This window comes from Limnohabitans rimovensis (SeqCode), from assembly GCF_965234775.1.
GTDB lineage: Bacteria > Pseudomonadota > Gammaproteobacteria > Burkholderiales > Burkholderiaceae_C > Limnohabitans > Limnohabitans rimovensis.
This window is the reverse complement of sequence record NZ_OZ248566.1, coordinates 371,610-391,248: the sequence shown is the minus strand read 5'-3', so window position 1 is coordinate 391,248 and position 19,639 is coordinate 371,610. Positions and strand designations below refer to the sequence as shown.

At 55.9% G+C, this 19,639-nt stretch carries 18 protein-coding genes; 4 read left to right on the top strand and 14 right to left on the bottom strand.

Going from position 1 to position 19,639, the window contains the following annotated elements:
- Positions 1-8 precede the first annotated feature (8 nt).
- Complete coding sequence (locus AC8GFZ_RS10725; RefSeq protein WP_506644872.1) at positions 9-881, bottom strand: SMP-30/gluconolactonase/LRE family protein; 873 nt, start codon at positions 879-881, stop codon at positions 9-11.
- 16 nt (positions 882-897) lie between these two features.
- On the bottom strand, positions 898-1,794 hold the full coding sequence (locus AC8GFZ_RS10720) for an NAD(P)-dependent oxidoreductase (protein ID WP_506644871.1): 897 nt from the start codon (positions 1,792-1,794) through the stop codon (positions 898-900).
- Positions 1,795-2,124: 330 nt separating this feature from the next.
- On the opposite strand from AC8GFZ_RS10720, the gene AC8GFZ_RS10715 reads away from it, so the two are divergent.
- The 4 genes from AC8GFZ_RS10715 to AC8GFZ_RS10700 all read left to right on the top strand — a co-directional run bounded on the left by AC8GFZ_RS10715 (position 2,125) and on the right by AC8GFZ_RS10700 (position 5,762).
- On the top strand, positions 2,125-3,684 hold the full coding sequence (locus AC8GFZ_RS10715) for a class I adenylate-forming enzyme family protein (protein WP_506644870.1): 1,560 nt from the start codon (positions 2,125-2,127) through the stop codon (positions 3,682-3,684).
- Between the two features lie 61 nt (positions 3,685-3,745).
- Positions 3,746-4,498 (top strand): N-acyl homoserine lactonase family protein, encoded by a 753-nt coding sequence (locus AC8GFZ_RS10710; protein WP_506645112.1) that lies wholly within the window; start codon positions 3,746-3,748, stop codon positions 4,496-4,498.
- Positions 4,499-4,536: 38 nt separating this feature from the next.
- Positions 4,537-4,926 (top strand): hypothetical protein, encoded by a 390-nt coding sequence (locus tag AC8GFZ_RS10705; protein WP_506644869.1) that lies wholly within the window; start codon positions 4,537-4,539, stop codon positions 4,924-4,926.
- Positions 4,923-5,762, top strand: a complete 840-nt coding sequence (locus AC8GFZ_RS10700; RefSeq protein ID WP_506644868.1) for an alpha/beta fold hydrolase — start codon at positions 4,923-4,925, stop codon at positions 5,760-5,762. Before AC8GFZ_RS10705 ends, AC8GFZ_RS10700 begins: the two co-directional genes overlap by 4 nt.
- Here AC8GFZ_RS10700 and AC8GFZ_RS10695 read toward each other — a convergent pair.
- From AC8GFZ_RS10695 to AC8GFZ_RS10640, 12 genes are all read right to left on the bottom strand, one after another.
- A complete protein-coding gene (locus AC8GFZ_RS10695) occupies positions 5,759-6,745 on the bottom strand; it encodes a quinone oxidoreductase family protein (protein ID WP_506644867.1) in 987 nt (328 codons plus the stop codon). The genes AC8GFZ_RS10700 and AC8GFZ_RS10695 overlap by 4 nt on opposite strands.
- Before the next feature lie 91 nt (positions 6,746-6,836).
- Positions 6,837-8,075 carry an ABC transporter substrate-binding protein gene (locus AC8GFZ_RS10690; protein WP_506644866.1) on the bottom strand — a complete coding sequence of 413 codons (1,239 nt, stop codon included), beginning with the start codon at positions 8,073-8,075 and terminating at the stop codon, positions 6,837-6,839.
- Positions 8,076-8,107: 32 nt separating this feature from the next.
- Complete coding sequence (locus AC8GFZ_RS10685) at positions 8,108-8,815, bottom strand: ABC transporter ATP-binding protein (protein WP_506644865.1); 708 nt, start codon at positions 8,813-8,815, stop codon at positions 8,108-8,110.
- Positions 8,802-10,577: a branched-chain amino acid ABC transporter ATP-binding protein/permease gene (locus tag AC8GFZ_RS10680; RefSeq protein WP_506644864.1), complete on the bottom strand. Its 1,776-nt coding sequence runs from the start codon at positions 10,575-10,577 to the stop codon at positions 8,802-8,804. Before AC8GFZ_RS10680 ends, AC8GFZ_RS10685 begins: the two co-directional genes overlap by 14 nt.
- Positions 10,578-11,519, bottom strand: coding sequence for a branched-chain amino acid ABC transporter permease (locus tag AC8GFZ_RS10675; RefSeq protein ID WP_506644863.1), 942 nt, complete (start codon positions 11,517-11,519; stop codon positions 10,578-10,580).
- A gap of 211 nt (positions 11,520-11,730) precedes the next feature.
- Positions 11,731-12,771 (bottom strand): quinone oxidoreductase family protein, encoded by a 1,041-nt coding sequence (locus tag AC8GFZ_RS10670; RefSeq protein WP_506644862.1) that lies wholly within the window; start codon positions 12,769-12,771, stop codon positions 11,731-11,733.
- Complete coding sequence (locus AC8GFZ_RS10665; RefSeq protein WP_506644861.1) at positions 12,768-13,229, bottom strand: Zn-ribbon domain-containing OB-fold protein; 462 nt, start codon at positions 13,227-13,229, stop codon at positions 12,768-12,770. Before AC8GFZ_RS10665 ends, AC8GFZ_RS10670 begins: the two co-directional genes overlap by 4 nt.
- On the bottom strand, positions 13,219-14,358 hold the full coding sequence (locus tag AC8GFZ_RS10660) for a thiolase family protein (RefSeq protein WP_506644860.1): 1,140 nt from the start codon (positions 14,356-14,358) through the stop codon (positions 13,219-13,221). The genes AC8GFZ_RS10665 and AC8GFZ_RS10660 overlap by 11 nt, the downstream gene beginning before the upstream one ends.
- A gap of 7 nt (positions 14,359-14,365) precedes the next feature.
- On the bottom strand, positions 14,366-15,121 hold the full coding sequence (locus AC8GFZ_RS10655) for an SDR family NAD(P)-dependent oxidoreductase (RefSeq protein ID WP_506644859.1): 756 nt from the start codon (positions 15,119-15,121) through the stop codon (positions 14,366-14,368).
- A 67-nt stretch (positions 15,122-15,188) separates the two neighbouring features.
- Positions 15,189-15,566: a 4-carboxymuconolactone decarboxylase gene (gene pcaC, locus AC8GFZ_RS10650; RefSeq protein WP_506644858.1), complete on the bottom strand. Its 378-nt coding sequence runs from the start codon at positions 15,564-15,566 to the stop codon at positions 15,189-15,191.
- A 154-nt stretch (positions 15,567-15,720) separates the two neighbouring features.
- Positions 15,721-17,544: a hydantoinase B/oxoprolinase family protein gene (locus AC8GFZ_RS10645; protein WP_506644857.1), complete on the bottom strand. Its 1,824-nt coding sequence runs from the start codon at positions 17,542-17,544 to the stop codon at positions 15,721-15,723.
- Positions 17,534-19,636, bottom strand: coding sequence for a hydantoinase/oxoprolinase family protein (locus AC8GFZ_RS10640; RefSeq protein WP_506644856.1), 2,103 nt, complete (start codon positions 19,634-19,636; stop codon positions 17,534-17,536). The genes AC8GFZ_RS10645 and AC8GFZ_RS10640 overlap by 11 nt, the downstream gene beginning before the upstream one ends.
- Positions 19,637-19,639: the final 3 nt, after the last annotated feature.

Sequence of the window (19,639 nt, the reverse complement as noted above, 5' to 3'; positions counted from 1 at the left end):
GTTCTCCATCAAAAAGCACAACGCGGTTCAGGCAGGCCTTTGACACCCGGCTCAAAGCACAACACATGACCTGCCCAGGGCTGATTTTGCAATTGCGCTGGACTCAAGTGCATGCGCGCCGTGGTGATGAACAAAGTTCCCAAATCAGGGCCGCCAAACATCACCGATGTGGGTTGCTGGACAGGCAAATCAATGACCTGGATGGGTTGCCCACTGGGGGCGATGTGATGCAACTCAGAGCGATTGAACAAGGCACACCAAACGCCGCCTTCAGAATCCACCGTCAAGCCATCGGGACCACCCTCACCCGATTTGAATTGGGCAAAAACCCGGCGCTGGGATATTTCCCCTCGCTCCAAATCATGGTCGTAGGCGTAAATGCAACCCGCTGGGGTATCGGCGAAATACATGGTGCGGTTGTCAGGGCTCCATGCAATGCCATTGGCAATCGTCACCCCACTGGCATCCATTTGGCGGATGCGCTGCAAACCATCCATCCGGTAAAGCGATCCAATGGCGCGCTCGGTGCGGCGGTCCATGGTGCCACTCCAAAAGCGCCCCAAGCGATCGCATTTGCCGTCATTGAATCGTGTTTCGCCCAAATCAAGTCCAGGCACATCCAACCATTGAACCGATCCATCGATGGGCTGGAAAATCGAGGGGCCATGGCGAAACATCAACAGCAAGCTGCCGTCATGTCGCAAGGCCATTGAGCCTGGGTACTTGGGTAATTTCCATCGATTGAGCAACTGGCCTTGAGCGTTGGCACAAAACAAATGGGGGTCGGCCACGTCCAACCACCACAAACATTGGCTCAAGGGACACCACAAGGGCCCTTCGCCCAAGCCGTTGCCGCAATCGATCCAACTTCTCAGGTTCATCCCCGACAGCCCGTCATCAAGTTTTGGCCTTGACTTCCACGCCCATGGATTGCTCGATCACTCGAATGACATTGGTGAAATCTTTGTCACCGCCGAAATCGTCGTTGGTGCGCTTCCAAATATCGCGCACCGCCGTCGCCACAGGCATGGACACACCCAAGGCCTGGCTTTCCTCAAGGCACAAACGCACGTCCTTGTACATCAGGGCTGTGGTGAAACCGTAATCAAACTTGCGCGGCAAGATGGAGCGGGGAAACTTGTCACGGCTGGCCGTGCTCATGCCACTGCCGGCGTTGATCACGTCGATCATGATGCTGGGGTCCAGACCGGCTTTCACCCCCATGCCCACGGCTTCTGAGGTGATGGCCATGGCCGCAGCCGACAACAAGTTGTTGGCCAATTTCATGGTTTGTGCCATGCCAGATTTGTCGCCAATGAAAAACATTTTCCCGATGTTTTTCAGCACCGGTGTCAAGCGTTCATAAGTGGCGTGTTGGCCCGAAACCATCACCGCCAAGGTGCCAGCGATGGCGCCACCTCGCCCACCTGAGACGGGCGAGTCCACAAACTCGATGCCTTTTGCTGCCAAAGCCGCATGCACCCATTGGGCCATGCCAGCGCCGGTGGTGGAGAGGTCCACCACGGTCTTGACTTTAGAGCCATGGATCAATCCTTTGTCCCCAGTGGTCACATCTTTCACGATGTCTGGTGTGGGCAGTGAAATCAACACGGTATCAACCGCATCCGCCACCGCTTGCACAGACGCCACCACCTGTGCACCTTTTTGTGCCAAGGCCTGAGCCACCGCTGCATTGACATCAAACACGGTCAGGGTGTAGCCATCCTTCAACAAACGCTCGGCCATCGGTGTCCCCATGGCTCCCAATCCGATGAAACCCACATGCTTACTCATCATCCATCTCCTTAGGTTTAACCTTGTGTGTGATCACTGAAACCTTGCGTGATCAAGTGAGCGCAGATATTAACGGCATGTTGATGCATGCAACGTACATGCGAAAAGATTTGCGCCTTAAAACCCATCAAACAAAGAAGCATGGGCCCTCTCGGCTCGGGTAATCCCTAGGAATTCCCCAACCTTCGTGTGCATGGCACATGCAAGACAGACAAACACACGTTCACTGAATATACTTCTTTCAAATTGCCTCACCGTCTCGCTGTGTCACCCCCATCACCCACGCTTTCTGCCCCCATCAGCCGCACCATTCCTGCCTTGATCGCAGAGATGGCGAAGCGTTTTCCTGAACGCGAGGCATTGATTGGCGGCGATCAGCGCCTGAGTTATGCGCAATTGGCCACAGCGGTGGATGCCATGGCTGCGAGTTTGCTGAGACACGGTGTCACCAAAGGCGACAAGGTGGCCATCCTCATGGGCAACCGGGTTGAGTGGATCGTTGCAGACTTCGCCATTTGCTCCATTGGCGCCATCATGGTGGGCGTGAACACATGGGTCACGGCCCGAGAGCTGGCTTATGTGCTCAGCCACAGCGAATCGTGCTTGCTCATCACCACGGGCCAGTACCTCAAACAAGACTACCGCCACATGTTGGCCCAGATCAAAAGCTCTGGTGAACACTTGCCCGCCTTAAAAGGTCAACTCATGGTTGGCACCACTTTAAGCGGCAGTGAATGGTCTTGGAATCAATGGATGCAAGCGCCCAACAGCAGCGAGTTGGACGCGCTGGCCGAAGCCAAGCGGCAAGTTGCTCCCAGCGATGACGCTTATATTTTGTACACATCGGGGTCCACGGCCAACCCCAAAGGGGTGGTGTTGCAACACTACGCATTGATTGAAAACATGTGGCAAATCGGTCAACGCCAACATGTCACCGAGCACGACAAACTGTGGCTGGCCGTGTCATTGTTTTGGGGTTTGGGCTGCGAGAACGCGCTGTTCAATTTATTCACCCACGGTGGCTGCATTGTTTTGCAAGAACACTTTGACCCGGTCCAGGCCTTTCACTTGATTGAGTCCGAGCGCTGCACCTTGTTTTACGGCACCCCCAACATGGCCGAGGCCTTGCTCAACCACCCCCAATTTCATGCCGACCGGTTTCAATCTTTGCGAGGGGGCGCCACCATTGGCACGCCCTTGCAAATTCAACGCTTGGTCGACGTGGGCTTGCGCGACATTTGCAATATTTACGGCCTGACCGAAACCTATGGCAATTGCTCCGTGACCGATGCCGATGATCCCTTGGAATTGCGCTTGAACAGCGTGGGGCAACCCCTGCAAGGCGTGCAAGCGCGCATTGTGGACCCCACCACCGAATCCGAATGCCCTGTTGGTGAAGTCGGTGAAATTCGGGTCAAGGGCTATGTGATGCGCGAATACCTGAAAGACCCTGAGCGCACCCGAGAAGCCTTTGATGCACACGGCTTTTTCAAAACCGGCGACTTGGGCTTGGTCAACGAAACCGGGCACATTTTCTTTCGCGGTCGCATCAAAGAAATGATCAAGTCGGGGGGCATGAACGTGTCGCCCGTCGAAGTGGAAGAAGCTTTGATGCGGCGTCCCGAGGTTCTCGCGGCTTACTGTGTGCCTTTGAAAACCGATGACTTTGATGAAGTATTTGGGGCCGTTTTGGTTCCCAGGGGCGACATGCACATTGACTTGGATGTCATTCGCAGCCACTGCCAAAGCGAGTTGTCCCGCTACAAACGGCCCCAATCTTTTTTGGTGGTCCCAGAAAAAGACCTGCCCTTGACCAACACAGGCAAAGTCAAGAAAAACGAAATGCAAGCTCTGTTTGCCAACAACAAACCGTTGAAACCCATTCACTGAAGGAGATGCCGTGAGCCACATACCTGACTACGAAATTTATGCCATCAAATACGCCCACCACATGCGCCAGTCACCCGATAATTTTTTGGGTGGCGATAGCCATGATGTGCCCATGCCGCTGGACTATTTCGTCTGGGTGATTCGTGATCAAAAAAAGGTTTGGTTGGTCGATACCGGTTTTTCCAAAGAGATGGCCCAAAAACGCGGCAGGGACTTTCTGCGTTGCCCCTCTGAGGGCTTGACAATGCTCAACATTGATCCGACCACTGTGGAGGACGTGATCATCACCCACATGCACTATGACCATGCAGGCAACAACCACTTGTTTCAACGCGCCCGTTATCACCTGCAAGACAAAGAGATGATCTATGCCACCGGGCGCTGCATGTGCCACAAGGTGATGCGTTTTCCCTTTGATGTGCAAGATGTCACTGCCATGGTTCAGCGGGTTTACGAAGACCGCACCTGCTTTCATGATGGGGACGAAGAAATTGCCCCGGGCCTGAGCCTGCACCATGTGGGTGGGCACACCATGGGCCTGCAAGTGGTTCGGGTGCACACCCAACGCGGCTGGGTGGTGTTGGCGTCCGACGCGAGTCACTTCTACGCCAACATGGAACAAGAACGTCCTTTCCCTTTGGTTTACAACGTGGGCGACATGATGCAAGGCTATCAGCGTGCCTATGCACTGGCCAGTTCTGCCGAGCACGTGATTCCAGGCCACGACCCCTTGGTCCTGCACCGCTACCCCAGCCCCAACGATGCCCTGAAAGGCATTGTGGCCAGGCTGGATGTGGCGCCCATTCACCCCTGATCAACTGCACAGATTTTCATTGCTAAAGGAAACACATCATGGCTGCATTTCCAGACGAGGCTTGGTTCAAAGACTACCAGGCCCGGGTCAACCAGGACAAAGAACTGTCCGTCATCGGAAATTGGTTTTCTACCCGTTTCTCCATCACCATCGATCAAGCCCGCCGGGTCATGGTCGTTGAAAAGGGGCAAATCACCCAAGTGATCATGGCGCCCAAATTTGACAGCCGCCCCGCGTTTGGCTTTCAAGCGCCCATGTCCATTTGGGCCAAATTTTTAACCCCCAATCCGCCTCCGCTGTACAACGACTTTTTTGCCATGCTCATGCGTGTGCCCGATTTCGTGCTGGAAGGCGATGGCCTGGTGGCCATGCAAAATGCCCGCGCTCTGCAGCGCTTGATGAACCTGATGAGAAAGGAAGCCGCATGAGCCGCATCGAACCAATCACTGGCCGTTATGTCAATGTGGATGTGAACGGAGAGCCACACCGCATTTTTTATGAAGAGGCCGGTCAAGGGACACCATTGATTTGCCTGCACACCGCTGGTGCCGATTCGCGCCAATGGCGCCATTTGCTCAACGATCCCGATGTCACCAACCGGTTTCGCGTGTTGGCCTTTGACCTGCCCTACCACGGTCGATCCACACCGCCCGACCAATGGTGGCTGCGCAAGTACCAATTGACGGCCCAGGGTTATGCCGACGTGATCCGCGCCTTTTGGCAAGCGCTGGATTTGGTCAAACCCGTGGTCATGGGTTGCTCCATGGGCGGCGCCATCGTGCTCAAAGTTGCCGTGGATTACCAAAAAGAGCTGACTGGCATTGTGGGCTTGGAGTCCGCCGCGTTTGCACCCGGACGGTACAACGAGTTTTTACACCACCCCGCTATTCACGGTGGTGAGTTGTGCGCCAGCTACACCATGGGTCTGTGTGCCCCCACAACACCCGAATCCAACAAGCGCGAGAACTGGTGGTACTACGCCCAAGGCGGCCCTGGCGTCTATGCCGGCGATGTGTACTTTTACAGCTTTGACTGGGATGGTCGTGAGTCGATCAAAACCATAAACACCCAACAATGCAAGGTGTCATTGCTGACCGGTGAATACGACTACTCGGCGACACCCGCTATGTCGGAAGAAGTGGCGGCATCGATTGCGGGCTCGCGCTACACCTTGATGAAAGGCATGGGCCACTTTCCCATGGTCGAGGACTACCCTGGCCTCAAGCGCTACCTGATGCCAGAACTCCAACTCATGTTGACCTAAGACAACTTCAAGCCCACAGCCCCAAGCGTTTGGCGACTGGCCAAGGCGTCTTGGGCCTGTGCGGCCTGCTTGAAGTCAAAGTAGTCGGGCTCTGGCAAGCGCACCACACCGCGCAGCAATTGATCGAAAAAGTCGGCGCTGCGCAGGCGCAATTGCTCGGTGGTTTTGTTGTAAGTGAACACCGATGGGCTGGTCAGGTGCAAAGAGCCCATGCGGTTAAGCCTGAAAATATCGAATGGTGGTATTTCCCCTGCTGGGGTGCCAAAGCTTACCAAGGTGCCCGATGGCGCCAAACACAGCAACGACTTTTCAAACATGTCTCCGCCAATGCCGTCGTAGACCGCATGGACGCCCTGCCCTTGCGTGAGCTTGCGCACTTGCTCGACCATGTCGGCATCGGTACTGAGCACCACGTCTGAGCAACCCACTTGCTTGGCCGTGGCCATTTTCTGAGTCGACCCCACGGTGCCAATCACGCGGGCACCCAAATGCACGGCCCATTGGGTCAGGATTTGCCCCACACCGCCCGCTGCGGCATGGACCAACACCGTACAACCTGGTTGCACTTTGTAGGAGTCATGCACCAAATATTGGGCAGTCAAACCACGGTTGAGATTGATGCCCACCAAGGGCAAAGACAAACCCTCGGGCACCGCCACCAACCGCGCCACAGGCATCACCCGAAATTGGGTATAGGCTCCTGGTGCATGCAAGTAAGCCACCCGATCTCCCACGTTGAAATCATGCACACCCGGCCCAACCCGCAGCACCACACCAGACGCTTCAATGCCCAAACCAGCGGGAAGTTGGGCCACCGGATAGCGGCCACTGCGGTGCTGGATATCGATGTAATTGACCCCAATCCCCACATGCTGAATCAAAGCCTCATGGGCTTGGGGCTCTGGGCAGTCTTGTGATTGGTAGGTGAGCACCTCAGTGCCGCCGGCTTGGTGAAACAATACCGTCTGGGTCGATTGGGCCATGGGAAAAACTCCAAATTCCGTGTTCAGTCGAATGCCAATGAGACAAAAAAACACCCGGCAAAAGCCGGGTGTTTGAGGGTGCGTTATCGCATCATTGCTTGGGCCAAATGGCTGGAGCCACCGCCATCTCAGGCGGGAACACCACCACAGGTTGGCCGTTTTGCCATTGGGTGATGGTCAATTTGCTGCCCACGCGACGACCGTTTTCATCAAACTTGATGCGGCCGCCCGGGTAAAACTTGGCAGGCCCATCGGTCATGTCCATGCGGCGAATGGCTGCTGCCACGGCTTTGCGGTCAGCGGACTTGGCCATCTCCATGGCTTCCTTAAAAATCCACATGTCGCCATATGAAGACATGGGGTCTTGGGGAATCCAAGGCTCACCTTTGCGGCGCTTGAATTCGGCAACGATTTGCTCATGCCCTTTGCCTGCGGAGTTGGCGGTGATGTTGAGCACGCCCTCCAATGTGTCTTTGCCCAACAGCGTGAGCATTTCAGGGGCGTCGACGGCACCACTGTTGGCCACAATCGGCAAACGCCCTTTGCCCAAGCCCACTTCGTTGATTTTTTCAAGCGTGAGCTTGAAGTCTGGTAAGGCGGTGGCCAAATCCAGCAACAAATCGGGACGGGTGGAACGCACTTTTTGAATCATGGAGCTGGCATCTGACAGCGGTGGGGTGAAAATTTCATCGACCACCAACTTCAGGCCCAATTTCTCCAAGCCACCTTCACGCATGGGCTTGGCAAAAGCCGTGGGAGAGGCCGTGTTGTCGCTGACGATGCCCACGGATTTGATGGGCTTGCCAGCCAGTTTAGACAACTCCAACAATGCAGGCACCGCTGCATTGGACATTTGCCCCGCCGTGATGGAGGTTTGGAAAATATATTTAAAACCACGTGATGTGATGCTGTCCGCAAAGGACAAGGTCAGCATGGGCAGCTCGGCGCGTTCCGTCACCTCGGTGATGGCCAGCGTGAACGAGGACAGCCAAGAGCCCGTGGCACCCGTCAGATCGGGTTCTTGGGACAACATGCGCTGAGCCGCATTTTTGGCCTTCTCCACTGAATCGCCGGCATCGATGGTGACCAAGCGCATGCGGGCACCGCCCAAGGCCTTGATACCACCTGCGTTGTTGATGTCTTCAACCGCCATTTCAGCGCCTTTGCGCATCATGTCGCCGTTGCGCGCCCAAGGTCCAGACAGAGGTGCGATCAACGCCACCTTGACCTCCTTGGGTTGCGCCATGGCAGGCACCACTGCGCCCATGCCCATGACAGCGGCGGCAGCTGCAGCCACAGCGACCCATTTACGCTTAGAAAGATGAACCATACTGACACTCCTCTTGGTTGTGAACATTGACATTACATACCCAAATAAATTTCTTTGACATGCGGGTCTTCCATCAAGACACTGGGTGCGCCTTCGAGCGCGATGCGCCCAGTTTGCAGCACATATCCATGGTCGCAAGAGCTCAAGGCCTCTGCCACCCGCTGCTCGACCAACAAAATGGCCACATCGGTGTTGGCGTGAATTTCTTCAATGCGCTCGAAAATCATGTCAGTGATTTTGGGCGCCAAGCCCATGGAGGGCTCATCCAGCATGATGAGTTTGGGCGAAGACATCATGCCGCGGGCGATCGCCACCATTTGTTGCTCGCCACCAGACAAGGTGCCTGCCATTTGATTTTTTCGCGTGGACAAAATCGGAAACAGGCTGTACATCTGATCGAGGTTTTTTGCCCAATCGGCTTGCCCCTTTTCAGTTTGGGCGCCCATCTCTAAGTTTTCAAAAACAGAGAGTTCTTTGAAAACTTGACGCCCTTCAGGCACATGGGCAATGCCCAAGTGCGGGCGACGTGCCGGCGGGATGGCCATCAGGTCCTGCCCAAACCAGGTGATCTTGCCACTTTGTGGGGTGACGGTGCCTGAAATCGATTTGAACAAGGTGGTTTTTCCAGCGCCATTGGGACCCACAATGGCCACAAATTGCCCCTCACCCACGCTCACCGACACATCGGAGAGGGCTTGAAGGCCACCATAAGAGGTGCTCAGGTGTTCAATGCTTAGCATGGTCCATCCACTTTTTACCCAAATAGGCTTCGATCACCGAAGGATCTTTGGTGACCTCCATGGGCTTGCCCACAGCCAACACAGAGCCATGGTCCAAGACCACAAAGCGATCGGCCAAGCGCACCATCGCCTGCATGGTGTGCTCAATGATGACAATGGTTTGACCCTCATTGGCCAAGCGGCGAATCACCGCCAACATGGTCTCCACCTCTTCGGCACCCAAGCCCGCCAAGGTTTCGTCCATCAGCAACAACTTGGGTTTGCCCGCCAAGACACGTGCCAGCTCCATCAAACGCAGCTCTAGGCTGTTCAAGCTGCCGGCCACCACATTGGCGTGCTCCAGCATGCCCACCCTTTCAAGGGCCTCGCGCGCTTGAGAAACCGCTAATTCGTCGTTGTCGGGTTGGGAAACAAAAGCCCCCACGACCACATTTTGCAAAACCGATAGTCGCGGAAACGGGCGCACCACCTGGAAAGTGCGGCCCACGCCTTCGCGACACACTTGGTTGGGCTTGAGGCCCACCAACTCTTTGCCCATGAATTGAACCGAGCCCTCGTTGGCAGAAATAAAGCCATTGAGCAAATTGAACAGCGTGGTCTTGCCGGCGCCATTGGGGCCAATGATGCCCAAGACCTCGCCGCGGTAGACATCAAATGACACATCCGACACGGCTTTCAACCCGCCGAATGAACGTGACAAATGGCTGACCTTCAAGGCCACCTCTTGGCTGACCGCAGGTCGGATTTGCTGTTCGTCCACGGGTGGCACATGGATGATGCGGCGGCTGTCGCCCGCATCTGCTCCGCCTTTGCGCCCCACGATGGCATCACGGATGCGCGGGAAAATACCCTCAGGGGCATACAAGATCATGGCGATGATGGCCACACCAAACACCACGCCATGAATGCCGTGTATTTCGTTGCCCAACTCCGCATGCAATATTTCAGACAGGGGAATGAGCACCAATGCGCCCAGCACAGGTCCCCACAGGGTGGCGACCCCGCCAAACAAAGCCATGATCATGGCCTGGGCAGAAGCCAACATGCCAAAAACCGAGGGTGGCGTGACCACGATCAACACCACAGCGTAGTAGCCACCTGCTGCCGCAGCAATCGCTCCAGAGACCATGATGGCTTTGAGCTTCCACCAAGCCGAATCGATGCCCGCCCCTTCTGCGGCCGCTTCGTTTTGCTTGATGGCGGTCAAGGACAATCCAAATCGAGATGAGTGGATGCGGCTGGCCACATAGATGGAAATGGCCAGAAACAAAATCCCCACCACGATATATGCGTACTGGCTTTGAAACTGCATGTACCAGGGGCCATCCTCACGCTTCATGGGGATGGCGACTTCTTGATAGCCCAGCCACTCAAACACATACAACAGGGTGAGTGGATAGGCCAACATGGCCAATGAAAAGTAAACCCCGCGAAGGCGAAATGTGGGAAAACCCACCAGCACCGCAGCGGCAACGCCGGCGAGGGTTCCCAAAGGAATGCCCAACCACGGCGACAGTTGCCACTGAATCATGGCCAAGGCCACGGTGTAAGCACCGACGCCAAAAAATGCGGCATGTCCAAAAGACACCAATCCCGAGTAACCCGAGAAAATATTCCAAGCGATGCCCATCATGGCCCAAATCGGCACGATGGTGAGAATCAGCTGGTAGTACTTGTCGTTGATCAGGTAGGCCAAGGCCAGGTAGGCCACCGACAGCAACAGAATGGCTTTGACTTGACTGGGTTGTTGGTCGAGCTTCACTTAGACTCTTTCGACGTTTTTGCCAAACAAACCTTGCGGGCGGAACAAAATGATCAACAGGAAAACCACGAAGATCATTGCGTTTTGCAACTGCAAGGGCAAAAACAGGGTGGACAACTGCTGAATGAGGCCAATCATCAGGCCACCCCAAAACGCGCCAATCATGCTGCCCAATCCGCCCAGCACAACGCCTGCATACATGATGACCACAAAATCCAGACCAATGTAGGGCTGGAACGGGTAGTAACTGGCGATCAAGCCACCGGCTACAGCCGTGACCCCGGCGCCCAAGCCAAATGAAATGCGGTGGGCTTTCTCAACGTCGATGCCCATGTAGGTGGCAGCAGACGCATTGTCAGCCGCAGCACGCAAAGATTTGCCCAAACGGGTGCGGTGAACAAAGAGGTAGACGGCAATCGCCACCAAGACCGAAACCACCAAGGCCAATGTGCGGGCTTTGTTAAAGAAAAGCATCACATCGCTGCCCAAAGCCAACTCCCAAGCGGAGGCACTGAAAGGTGTTCGAACCGTCTTTGAAATATTGCCAAACAGGATCAAGGCGCCATTGGCCAAGACCAAGGAAATGCCCAGGGTCAATATCAGTTGAGGGTAATGCCCTTCGCCTTCGGTACCCACCACCCGAATGCCGGTGCTCTTGGCCAAAAGCATCTTGTGCATGGCCAGGCCCAACACAAAAACAACCAAACCAGAAATCATGGAGCCCAAAATAGGCCCCAGTGCCGTGTTCAGGCCCAGCGCCGTGCAGAAATAAAAGGTGACATACATGCCCAGCATTAAAAACTCACCTTGGGCAAAGTTGATGACGCGCATCAAACCGAAAATCAAACCCAGGCCCACGCACATGAGCCCATATACGGATCCAATCAACAAGCCAGCGACGACAGCTTGCAAGATGTTTTCAATAATGACCAAAGAACTCATCGGATTGGAAATTCAGCGCTGGGCTGAATTAAATTTAAGGGTTTTACAAAAACAAGCGACAGCTTAAGGTGCTTGAGAAAAAAAACAATCAGGGTAATTTCTGAGTGGATGGGGTAATTCACAAAAAAATGATGCACGGCGACCACGAAATGATTCATTCAACCTTAGATATTCAAAGGTTAAGACGGGCCGCACCAAGACATGGCGCACGTCAATTGGGCGACAACAACCACCGGCCCGTGGTGCGCCCAGCTTCCACCGCTTGGTGGGCTTGAGCTGCCTCGCTCAAAGGCAATTTGCGTTCGATCACAGGGGTGACCTGCCCGCGCTGCATCAAGGTGAGCACATCTTCGAGTTGACTGCGAGAGGTGCTGGTCACTGATAACAATGACTGGTTTTTCAAAAAGAATTGGGCCGGGTTGAAGGGCACAAAATCGCCCGTCAATTGACCAATCATCAGCCAACGACCCTGAATGGCCAGGCTTTTGCGCATGTCCTCAAACAACACCGTTCCCACGTTATCGATGATCACATCGGCGCCTTGACCTTGGGTCATATCGCGCACCAAAGGCGCAAAAGGCTCCCCACGCTTGTGCAACACCACTTCATGGGCGCCCATCTTGCGAATCAACTCGACTTTGTCCGCCGATGTCGTCTGTGCCAAGACCCGGGCACCTGCCAAACGGGCCAATTGAATCGCGTGCAGCCCCAAACCGCCGCCTGCGCCGGTGATCAAGACGGTTTCACCCATTTGCACCCGACCCACATCACGCACCGCGTTCAACACAGTGCCCACCGCACAAGCAGCCACCGCCGCATGATCCAAGTCGACACCGTCTGGCACCTGGGCAATGCAGTCCGAAGAGATGGCCAGGTATTGCGCATAACCGCCAACCAAACCCACATCACCCAAAAAAATGCGCTGCGCACACAGCGGTTCAAATCCCGACCGACAAAATCGGCAATGGCCGCAGATGTAGGAGCGCTGGGTGGTGGCCACACGGTCGCCAAGTTTGAATCCCTTGACCTGCGCGCCCAACTCGACCACCGTGCCCGCCACTTCATGGCCCAACACACAGGGCAAGCGCACACCTGCTTTGAGGGTTCCATTGCGGGTCAATACGTCATGAAAACACACCCCACAACTGTGGACTTTCAACACCAACTCATGCCCTTGCGGTTGCGGGTCGGGAATGTCGGTGTAGGTCAAGGCGTCCAAGCCGCCGGCCTTGTTCACCACCACTGCTTTCATGTCGCCCCCTGCGCAGTGGGTTTGAATTTCAACAACGTGACATCACTGCCCGCGACCCGTTCGAAAACCGCTTGAACTTTCATGCCGATCTGAATGTCTTGCGTGTCCACCCCCACCAAGTTGGAATAAAAGCGCACCCCGTTGGTCATGCGCACTTGGACCACAGAATAAGGCACGTCGGCTGCAAAGCCAGGCCAGTAGGCTTTGTGAAATGTGCAAAAAGACTCCACCACACCATGCCCATCCACCGCCAACCAATCGCAAAGTTCGCTGTGGCAATGGGGGCAATGCCGCGATGCCGGGAAACGCGGCACATGGCAATCCATGCAGGTTTGCAACATCAATCGCCCTTGGCGCAAACCGTCCCAAAACCGCGCATTGAAGGGATCGTCTGCGCTGGGCAAGGGTTTGGCAGGTGCCGGCTTGGTTCCAGCCAGGGTGGTGTCTTTATTGTTCATGGTTGGTGTACAAAATAGAGCTGATCACCGGAGCGGCGGCCATGTAATGCACGAACTCTGCCCCTGGGACTTGGCGCTCGCCGCAGTTGCCACGCAACTGGCGCACAGCTTCCACATTGAGCGCCCAACCTTGCATATACGACTCCGACAAATGGCCGCCAGAAGTATTGGTCGGGTATTGCCCACCCAACTTCAATCTGCCGTCTTGCACAAAGGAGCCGCTTTCGCCCACCGGGCAATAGCCAAAGCCCTCCAAGCTGAACATGACCGTTGGCGAAAAGTTGTCGTACACCATCAGGGCATCCACATCGGCGTGCGAAATTCCAGCTTTGGCAAATGTTTCAGCGCCCGCCTGCGCCATGGGCTCGCGCCAAAAGTCCTCGGGTGGGAAGGTGGAATCCACAAACTGCGAACGCTGGGCAAAAGCCGCCAGGTGAACCGGCGTTTGGCGCAAATCTCGAGCGCGATCCGCCAAGGTCATGATCATGGCCACGCCGCCATCGTTGATCAGGCAGTAATCGAGCAAACGCAAAGGCTCACATATGAACCGGGCTTCCAAATACGCATCCAGATCAAATGTTTTGCGCATCACCGCCTGAGGATTGAGGCTGGCATGGTGTCTGAAAGCCATAGAAACTTCAGCCAATTGCTCGGGGCGAGTGCCATACGTCGCCATGTGGCGCTGCCACATCAGGGCATGAAAAGCACCTGGCGAGGTCATGCCGTAGGGAAACCACAGACCGGCGCCACCGCTGCCATATTTGTCGCTCTCCCCGCCATAGCGTGCACCGGCTGATTTGCCATTGTTGCCATACACCAAGGCCACGGTTTTGGCCAGTCCTGCCTGCAACACGGCGGCAGCGGTTTGGATGCAAATGCCACTGAAACGTCCATGACCCGGCGTGGTCAGTGTGTAGGCTGGGTTGATGCCGCAAAGCTCGGCAAAGCGTTGGTAATCCGGTATGCGGTTGAGGATCAAGCCATCGATATCGGAGAAATCCAGCCCCGCATCTTCTAACGCATCTTTCAATGCCCAAAGGCCCAGGTCGTAGGCATCGAGTTCTGGCATGGTGGCGTAGCGGGTGTTGCCCACACCGACCACGCTGGCACGAAGTTGAGAAGCGTTCATGGGGTCTTCAAAATTGATAACGGCGCAAACCACCGTCAACGGGAATCAAAGTACCCGTGATGTAGCTGGCCACATCAGAGGCCAAAAAGCAAACCAAGTGGGCCATGTCTTCAGGTTTTCCATAGCGCCGCATCGGTATGTGGTGATCAATTTGGTCTTGTCGAAACGCTGCCGAGTGGTTGCGCTGAATTTGCTCAGAGTCAATGTGCCCTGGGGGGATGCAATTGACAGTGATGCCGTGTGGCCCGACCATGCGTGAAAGCCCTTTGGCCCAACTGTGCAACGCAGCCTTCGCACAAAACGCACCATTGACCTGGTCTGGCTCGCTTTTACCCGTGATGTTGATGATGCGACCCCAACCCGCGGCAATCATGTCATCGATCAAAGCCTCCGCCAACTGCCTGGGGCGCTCAAAGTTGAGCACCATCGCCTCGGTCCAGCTCTCTGCAGCCACATGCAGTTGCTTGAAGGGCCTTGAACCGCCTGCGTTATTGACCAAGATATCGACCCCACCCAGGTGCTGTTTGATCTGCCCATGGATCAGAGAAATGGAAGCCGCATCATTGAGATCTGCGCCCACCACCAGCGGTTTGTGACCTGTGAGGTGCTCGATATCACGTGCGACCTGGTCGAGCAAATCGGTGCGGCGCGCCGTCAATACCAACTCAACGCCTTCTTGGGCCAGCGCTTTCGCAATGCCCACACCAATGCCCGTGCTGGCACCCGTGACCAAGGCACGCTTGCCTCGCAAATTCAAATCCATTGTGAACTTTCCAAAAAAATCCCCGACGCCAGGTCGGGGTTGAGATTCATCATCAAGTGTTGATGGTTTAAATCTTCATTTCAGCAAAAACTTCACGGGCGCTGCGGAATGCATCGACAGCGGCTGGCACGCCACAGTACACACCCACCTGAAGAAAGACTTCCTTGATTTCATCCTTGGTCATGCCATTGTTGATGGCGCCGCGAATGTGCAGTTTGATTTCATGTGGGCGGTTCAATGCAGCCAACATGGCCAAGTTCAACATGCTGCGCGATTTGCGGTCCAAGCCGGGGCGATTCCACAGCTCTCCCCAGCAATACTCGGTGACAAACTCTTGCAATGTGCGGCTGAAGTCATCGGCATTTTTGATGGCGTTGTCCACATATTCAGAGCCCAACACCTCACGGCGCACTTTCAGACCTTTGTCGAATAATTCTTTGTTCACGTTCCACTCCAAGCTTGAGAAATTTGCCGGTCAATATCGACCCGAATTCATTCTAGCCATCGGGTTTTCAATCAAGCACCCACCACACCTCCCATCACGGTGCTTCAGTCGCCTGTTGGACTCACGCCCCAAGGGTTAACCCGAGAGCCAGGATTCAGGCCTTGCGCTTGGACACACTGGCTTTGAGCGCTGTGGGAGATGCCGCTTTCAAGCGGGGGGGCTTCAGGCGCAGGCGTTGGCGCAATTTCTGGGTTTTCACCTCGTCAAGGTCCAAGGTTTTGGGGTGCAACTCAACACGGTAATCTTCACGTGCCGAATCGATGGACACAAAGCCTTGGCGCACATCATCGGCGACCAACAGCGCATCGCGCAGCCAAGGCTCGCCAAATCCACCACCGCCACCCGTTTTAAAAAACAAGCGATCGCCTTTGAACAACTTCAGGCCGGTGATCTTTTGAAATGTCTGAACCTTTTTCTCGCCAGCGCGCACCACAGAAATTGAACCACTGGCCCCCGGCTGACCACCCTTGAGGCCCCAGGGTGGGCATTTGGATCGCTCACTCAAACCATTGAACACACCGTTATCCACCACCCGGTAAACCCGCTCCATGCCCAAACCGCCCCGGTGAAGCCCGGGTCCACCTGAATCACGGCGCAAGCCATAGCGCTCAATCACCAGTGGGTAGCGGGTTTCCAAGACCTCGATGGGGATGTTGAAGGTGTCGCCGTGGCCGATGGTGTAAGTGGAACTGGGGCCATCGCCATGCGGACGCGCCCCCCAGCCACCAGCCACCGGTTCGATGTTGGTGAAAGGACGCTTGCGCTGCGGGTCCCAACCCGTCATCAACATGGCCGATATATCGCTGTAGTGACCCGCCGGAATTCTTTCTGGCATGGCCTGCGTCATGGCCAACAAGATGGTGTCGATCAAGGTCAATAGAGGCGTTTGCCACCACGACATGGCGGCTGGCTCCTCGGCACTGATCAAGGTGCCGGGTGGCAAGATCACCTCCAGGGGTCGAAAGCAGCCCTCGCAGGCCATCACATCGGCGGCCACCAGGTATTTCATGGCCAAGCGGGCACTGCTGCGGCCCGCCGCGAAGCCCGAATTGATGGGGCCGCGAACTTGTGGGCTCATGCGGCTGAAGTCGATGGTCATGCCATCGCCTTTGACAATCACCTTGACGCGAATCGGCACCGGTTTGCCCAGGTCCACGCCGTCATCGTCCAAAAATGATTCGGCCTGGTAAGTGCCATCGGGGATTTGGGCAATGCGCGAGCGCACTTTGCGCTCGGCTTGGGCCCAGCCTTGCTCAATCGCGCCGTACACGGCTTGTTTGCCATAGTTGGCAAACAGTTCTTGCAAGCGACGCTCAGCCATGCGGCATGCGCCAATTTGCGCGTGCAAATCACCAAAGGACGATTCGGGGTGGCGAATGTTGTGCGCCAGCACCCGCATCAAATCGCCATCGGGCTCGTAGGCCTTGTAGATCTTCACCGATCGAATTTGAATGCCCTCTTCGAAAGAAGACACCGAGTCGGTCAAAAAGCCACCCGCCAATCGGCCACCCACATCGGTCCAGTGCGCTCTGGTGGCGGCAAAGCCAACCCGTTCGCCCTCAAAGAACACCGGCGTATAAACCACGACGTTGTTCAAATGCTGACCGCAGGTGCCGGTGTGGTTGGTGAGAATCACGTCCCCAGGCTGAAAACCGTTTTCACCGTGGATGCGAATACCGTCTTCCACCGCCGCATCCAAGTCACCCACAAACAACGGCAAGCCCCCAGGTGCTTGGGCCACCAAACGCCCTTGGGCATCCAACAAGCCGGTACAAAAATCTTGCACCTCATAGACGATGGTGCTGTGCGCGGTGCGGGCCAAGTTGATGGTGATTTCTTCTGCAATGGCGGCCAAGGCGTTGTTGATCACCTCGACCGTGATGGGGTCGATGCGGTTGGTTTTGCTGTCACGCTTCATGGTGGGCTCCCTCGGGCAAGGTGATGACCAAGCAGCCATCGACATGAAAAACGGCCGAGTCGCCGGGGTGAAGAATGGTGGTCGAGGCATATTCCTCAATCACCGCAGGCCCAGCGATCACCTGACCCGGGCGCAACTCAGCCCGCTGCAGCACGGGGCAATTGACCTGACCCACACCTGGGAAAACCACGGGCCGATGGCGTTGCGTCACCGCCGCAGGGATGCGCTTGTCTTGCAAGCTGGCAAAAGAGGGTTTGACCACATGGCCCAAGGCGGTCAAGCGCAAATTCACCAGCTCACCCGACTGATCGGGCGCCGCATGGCCGTAGCGTGATTCGTACAGCTCATCGAAATGCAAACGCAAGGCCTGCAAAGCAGCGGCATTGGGCAGAGATGAAGGCACCGGGACGCGCACGGTGTACTCCTGTCCCAAATAGCGCATGTCCAGGGTGCGGTGCAACACAATCGAGTCCAAGGCATGGCCTTCGGCTTGCAGGCTCTTCAAGGCCTGCTGCTCCAAGCCTTTGAACAGGTTTTCCAGCACAGAAGGCGTGAGGCTGGCGTAGTCCAAAATTTTGGTTTGCACAAAGTCTTGGCGCAAATCGGTCATCAGCATGCCCAAAGCAGAAAAGTGGCCGGGTTGTGGCGGCACGATGACCCGCGGCACGTGCAACTCACGGGCAATCGCCATGCCATGCAAGGGGCCACCCCCGCCGAACACCACCATGGCAAATTTGCGCGGGTCGTAACCGCGCTGCATGGTGATGGCGCGCACGGCAAACGACATCTTGGCGTCGGCGATGCGCAAAATGCCCAAAGCGGCGTCCATCACCGACAGGCCCAAGGGCTTGGCAATGCGCTGCTCAATGGCTTGGGTGGCCAGTTTCAAGTCCAGGTCGAATTCGCCACCCAAGAAACGATGGGGATTCAGTCTCCCTGTGACCAAGTTGGCGTCGGTGACCGTGGGCTCTTTGCCGCCACGGCCGTAGCAGGCAGGCCCCGGCGTCGAACCTGCGCTGCGGGGCCCCACCTTGAGCGAACCGCCCTCGTCGATCCAAGCCATCGAGCCGCCACCGGCACCGACCTCAATGATGTCAACCACGGGCAAGCGCATGGGGTGCCCATGCTGATAGCCGCCAATGAAGTATTGATCGGTCATTTTGGGCATGCCCTTTTCGACCAAACAGGTTTTGGCGGTGGTGCCGCCCATGTCAAAGGCGATCACGTCCGGTTCGTTGAGCAACTGCCCCAACATGCCAGCGCCAATGATGCCGCCCGCAGGGCCAGACTCCATCATGCCCACCGGTATGTGCGCGGCACGTTGGGCAGACATCACCCCACCGTTGGACTGCATGATCATGAACTTGCCCTTGAAACTTTGCCGGCGCAAAGGTTCTTCCAAAGCCTTCAGGTATTGGCTGACCTCCAGTCCCACATAGGCGTTGAGCACGGTGGTGGAGGTGCGTTCATATTCCCGGTACTCGCGCAAAATTTCGTGCGACAAGGTGATGAAATGCTTGGGAAACGCCTTGCGCAACAAGCGGCCCAGGGCTTTTTCATGTGCCGGATTGGCATAAGCGTGCAACAAACAAACGGCCACGGCCTGCACATTGGCTGCGGCAATTTTTCGGATGACTTGGCGCACACTGGCTTCGCTCAAAGGGGTGTGCGCTTTCCCGGCGGCGGTCATGCGCTCGGTCACCCCAAAACGCAAAGTCCCTGGCACCAAGGGCTGGGTTTTTTCAAAAAACAGGTTGTAGGTGTCGGGTCGATTGGTTCGACCCACCTCATACACATCGGTAAAACCTTCGGTGGTGACCAAGGCGGTGCGGGCGCCGGTTTTTTGAATCACTGCATTGATGGCCACGGTGGAGCCATGGATGAAATGCTCCAAGCGTGAAATGTCAACCTGGGCTTTTTCAAAACAGGTCATCACCGCACTTTGCAGAGCCTCGGGTGTGGACAAGGATTTTTCAAACCGAACCACGTGCTCGCGTGCGTCATAGCTGACCAAATCGGTGAAGGTGCCGCCGATATCCACCGCCACTCGAACGCCATCGGTGACCACTGGCGAAGCTGATTTTCTAGACATCAA

What these genes read in the sequence shown, in the direction of transcription:
- AC8GFZ_RS10725 (WP_506644872.1), bottom strand. Translation starts at nt 881, where the DNA reads ATGAACCTGAGAAGTTGGATCGATTGCGGCAACGGCTTGGGCGAAGGG.
- AC8GFZ_RS10720 (WP_506644871.1), bottom strand. Translation starts at nt 1,794, where the DNA reads ATGAGTAAGCATGTGGGTTTCATCGGATTGGGAGCCATGGGGACACCG.
- AC8GFZ_RS10715 (WP_506644870.1), top strand. Translation starts at nt 2,125, where the DNA reads ATGGCGAAGCGTTTTCCTGAACGCGAGGCATTGATTGGCGGCGATCAG.
- AC8GFZ_RS10710 (WP_506645112.1), top strand. Translation starts at nt 3,746, where the DNA reads ATGCGCCAGTCACCCGATAATTTTTTGGGTGGCGATAGCCATGATGTG.
- AC8GFZ_RS10705 (WP_506644869.1), top strand. Translation starts at nt 4,537, where the DNA reads ATGGCTGCATTTCCAGACGAGGCTTGGTTCAAAGACTACCAGGCCCGG.
- AC8GFZ_RS10700 (WP_506644868.1), top strand. Translation starts at nt 4,923, where the DNA reads ATGAGCCGCATCGAACCAATCACTGGCCGTTATGTCAATGTGGATGTG.
- AC8GFZ_RS10695 (WP_506644867.1), bottom strand. Translation starts at nt 6,745, where the DNA reads ATGGCCCAATCGACCCAGACGGTATTGTTTCACCAAGCCGGCGGCACT.
- AC8GFZ_RS10690 (WP_506644866.1), bottom strand. Translation starts at nt 8,075, where the DNA reads ATGGTTCATCTTTCTAAGCGTAAATGGGTCGCTGTGGCTGCAGCTGCC.
- AC8GFZ_RS10685 (WP_506644865.1), bottom strand. Translation starts at nt 8,815, where the DNA reads ATGCTAAGCATTGAACACCTGAGCACCTCTTATGGTGGCCTTCAAGCC.
- AC8GFZ_RS10675 (WP_506644863.1), bottom strand. Translation starts at nt 11,519, where the DNA reads ATGAGTTCTTTGGTCATTATTGAAAACATCTTGCAAGCTGTCGTCGCT.
- AC8GFZ_RS10670 (WP_506644862.1), bottom strand. Translation starts at nt 12,771, where the DNA reads ATGAAAGCAGTGGTGGTGAACAAGGCCGGCGGCTTGGACGCCTTGACC.
- AC8GFZ_RS10665 (WP_506644861.1), bottom strand. Translation starts at nt 13,229, where the DNA reads ATGAACAATAAAGACACCACCCTGGCTGGAACCAAGCCGGCACCTGCC.
- AC8GFZ_RS10660 (WP_506644860.1), bottom strand. Translation starts at nt 14,358, where the DNA reads ATGAACGCTTCTCAACTTCGTGCCAGCGTGGTCGGTGTGGGCAACACC.
- AC8GFZ_RS10655 (WP_506644859.1), bottom strand. Translation starts at nt 15,121, where the DNA reads ATGGATTTGAATTTGCGAGGCAAGCGTGCCTTGGTCACGGGTGCCAGC.
- AC8GFZ_RS10645 (WP_506644857.1), bottom strand. Translation starts at nt 17,544, where the DNA reads ATGAAGCGTGACAGCAAAACCAACCGCATCGACCCCATCACGGTCGAG.
- AC8GFZ_RS10640 (WP_506644856.1), bottom strand. Translation starts at nt 19,636, where the DNA reads ATGTCTAGAAAATCAGCTTCGCCAGTGGTCACCGATGGCGTTCGAGTG.